The sequence below is a fragment of the Caulobacter sp. B11 genome (assembly GCF_002737765.1).
In the GTDB taxonomy this organism is placed as follows: Bacteria; Pseudomonadota; Alphaproteobacteria; order Caulobacterales; family Caulobacteraceae; genus Caulobacter.
Genome location: NZ_PEGG01000389.1, coordinates 1 through 2,813, shown reverse-complemented (window position 1 = coordinate 2,813; position 2,813 = coordinate 1). Strand labels below are relative to the sequence as shown.

General features: G+C 70.3%; 2 protein-coding genes and 2 pseudogenes. 3 read left to right on the top strand and 1 reads right to left on the bottom strand.

The features are described from left to right. Positions 1-1,472, bottom strand: a pseudogene (locus CSW58_RS13295) (amidohydrolase); the annotation flags it as partial. 88 nt (positions 1,473-1,560) lie between these two features. Between CSW58_RS13295 and CSW58_RS13290 the strand changes: the two are divergent. The 3 genes and pseudogenes from CSW58_RS13290 to CSW58_RS13280 all read left to right on the top strand — a co-directional run. Continuing rightward, positions 1,561-2,132, top strand: a pseudogene (locus CSW58_RS13290) (methylated-DNA--[protein]-cysteine S-methyltransferase). A gap of 114 nt (positions 2,133-2,246) precedes the next feature. After that, complete coding sequence (locus CSW58_RS13285) at positions 2,247-2,495, top strand: DUF2188 domain-containing protein (RefSeq protein WP_099447594.1); 249 nt, start codon at positions 2,247-2,249, stop codon at positions 2,493-2,495. Positions 2,496-2,571: 76 nt separating this feature from the next. After that, positions 2,572-2,813: hypothetical protein (locus CSW58_RS13280; RefSeq protein WP_201721684.1), on the top strand; the 242-nt coding region annotated here is incomplete at its 3' end.

The window sequence follows — 2,813 nt, the reverse complement described above, 5'->3', positions numbered from 1 at the left end:
GGCCGGGGCCCAGGTCAGCATGCGCAGGGCCTGGGCCCGGCTGACCGCCTCCTCCAGATGCCAGTCTGCGTTGGCGAAGCCGTCCAGGCTGTGGCGATGGACGGCGGCATAGAACTCGATGCGCGGATCGCCGACCTCGACCGGGGCGTCCGAGCCGGCGGCCAGCACCGCGCCGCTCTTGAGCATGTCGTTCCAGCGATAACCCTCGTGCAGACGGGCCTGGCCCAGGCGGGCCGGGGCGAAATAGAGGTCGCCGATCGCGTGGCTGGGGCTGCATCGAGGCGATCACCCCCATGGCCGAAAAGCGCGGCAGGTCGGAGTCGGCGACGATCTGGGCGTGCTCGATCCGCCAGCGGGCCTGGCCGTCGCCGGCCAGGGTCTCGCCGAACCAGTCCAGGGTCATGCGGTTGCCGCGGTCGCCGATGGCGTGCATGGCCACCTGGGCGTGGACCGCCTTGGCGGCCTTCATCAGGGCCAAGCCCTTGTCGCGCGGGGTCAGCTGCAGGCCCGTCCCCTCCGCGTCGCTATAGGGCTCAAGCAGCGCCGCGCCGCGCGAGCCCAGGGCGCCGTCCATATAGAGCTTCACTCCGCGCGTGCGGATCAGGCCGGTGGCGTCCTCAAACGGCCCCTTGGCCAGCACCTCGGCGGCGCCGCTGGGGTCCATGTAGTTGTCGACGCGGATCTGGAACTTCTTCTGCCCCCGCCAGGGCCGTCATCAGGGTCAGGTCGCCGGCCTCGACGCTCATATTGCCCAGGCCCGTCCAGCCGCGCGAGGCATAGAGGGGCCGGCCTTTTCCAGGGCCTCGCGCCTGAGGGCCTCCGACGGCGGCGGGATCACCCCGGCCACCAGGGCCTCGGCATGATCGATCAGCAGGCCGTTGGGGGCGCCGTCGGGGCCCTTGAGGATCTGGCCGCCGGCCGGGTCGGGCGTCGTGGCCGTGACCCCGGCCTGGGCCAGGGCGGCGGTGCTGGCGACCAAGGCGTGGCCGTCCGAGCGCTGCAGGACGACCACCCGGCCCGGGGCGGCGGCGTCGAGGTCGAGGCGATTGGGGAAGCGCTTCTCGGGCCAGTGGGTCTCGATCCAGCCCCGCCCATAGATCGGCCCGTCCGGATGGGCGACGGCATAGGCCTTCACCGCCGCCACCAGCTCGGCCAGGGATCCGACCTGGTCGAGATTGAGGGTCAGTTCGCGCAGACCGATGCCGGTCAGGTGGGCGTGGCGTCGACAAAGCCCGGATAGGCCGCGGCGCCCTTCAGGTCGATGTCGCGGGCGCCCGAAGCGGCCTTGCCCTGGCCGCATCCAGGCCGCCGACGAAGACGATCCTCTGGTCGCGGATCAGCACCGCCTCGGCGGTGGGCGCGGCCTCGACCCCGGTATGGATCGGGCCGCCATGGATCAGGATGTCGCCGGCCTGGGCGCTCCCGAGGCTGGCGAGGGCGAGAAGGGCGGCGAAAGGCAGGGCGCGGCGCAAGGGCGGTCTCCGGAAACGGATCGCAAGATTCGGAAAAAGCCTAGAGGTCCCATCGAAAGCCGCAACAGGAATGGCTAGGATCACCGTCATGGGACAGGGTTTCGCGCTTTTTGACAGCCCCATCGGCCTCTGTGGCCTGGCCTGGGGGCAGAACGGCCTGATCGGCGCGCAATTGCCCGAGGCTGCCCCGGGCGCGGCCTGGGCCCGGCTGCGCCGACGGTTTCCCGACGCGGTGGAGGCGCCGCCGCCCGCCGCCGTGCTGGCGGTGCAGACGCGCGTGCTCGACCTGCTGGAGGGCGGGCGCGACGACCTGATGGATGTCGCCCTGGACCTGGCGACCGTGGCCCCTTCAATCAGCGGGTCTATGAGATCGCCCGCGCCATCCGTCCGGGCGAGACCTCGACCTATGGCCAGATCGCCCAGGCCATGGGCGAGCCAGGGGCCGCGCGGGCCATCGGCCGGGCGCTCGGCGACAATCCCTGGCCGATCCTCGTGCCCTGCCACCGGGTGCTGGGCGCCAACGGCAAGCCGGGGGGATTTTCAGCTGACGGCGGGCTGGAGACCAAGGCGCGGCTGCTCACCCTCGAGCGCGCCCGGACCAGCTCGGCGCCGACCCTTTTCGACCTGGAATTCTCGGTCGCCCCGCCGCGCGGACAATAGATCGCACCGTCCCGCGGGCCCCATCGACTGATTTTTCACCGAAAATGGCCGCAAAGTGCTACAAGACGTCGGCGGACGGTCTTTCTTGCTCGCGACGACAAGGAAGGCCCACCGATGACCGCCGACAAAACCTCCCAAAAGGTTCGCGAGATCTTCGTCGTGGCGCGTCATGCTGACGGCTGGGCGGTCTCGCACGATGGCGAGTTCACCCATATTTCGCGCAACAAGGACGAGGTCAGCGCCTCGGCCCGTCGCCTGGCGCGCGCCTCGCATGAAGCCGGCCGTCCGGCCCAGGTCACCGTCGAAGGCGAGCGCGGTTTTTTCGCGCCGCGCGCGGCCGCGGCCCTGACGCCCGCCACCTGATTCAAGCCGACCTGATTTTCCGCGTGCGGCCGCCTGCCGGCGCCGCGCGCCTTGCTGTTTTCCCAGGAGCCGTCCCATGCCCATGATCGACCTCATTCCGCAACTCGACCTGCAGGCCCTGACCAATCTTCGCGACAACGCCCTGCGCCTCGAGCAAGGCACCGGTCCGCAGCGCTCGCAGGCCGAGATCATGCTGCCGCTGATCGAAAAGGAACTGGCCGAGCGCAAGGCGCGCGAGCCGGTGAAGGTCACCAAGCCCCGCGCCAAGAAGGCCTCGACAAAGAAGATCGTCGAGACCGTGCCGTCGGAAGATGATTA

What these genes read in the sequence shown, in the direction of transcription:
- CSW58_RS13285 (WP_099447594.1), top strand. Translation starts at nt 2,247, where the DNA reads ATGACCGCCGACAAAACCTCCCAAAAGGTTCGCGAGATCTTCGTCGTG.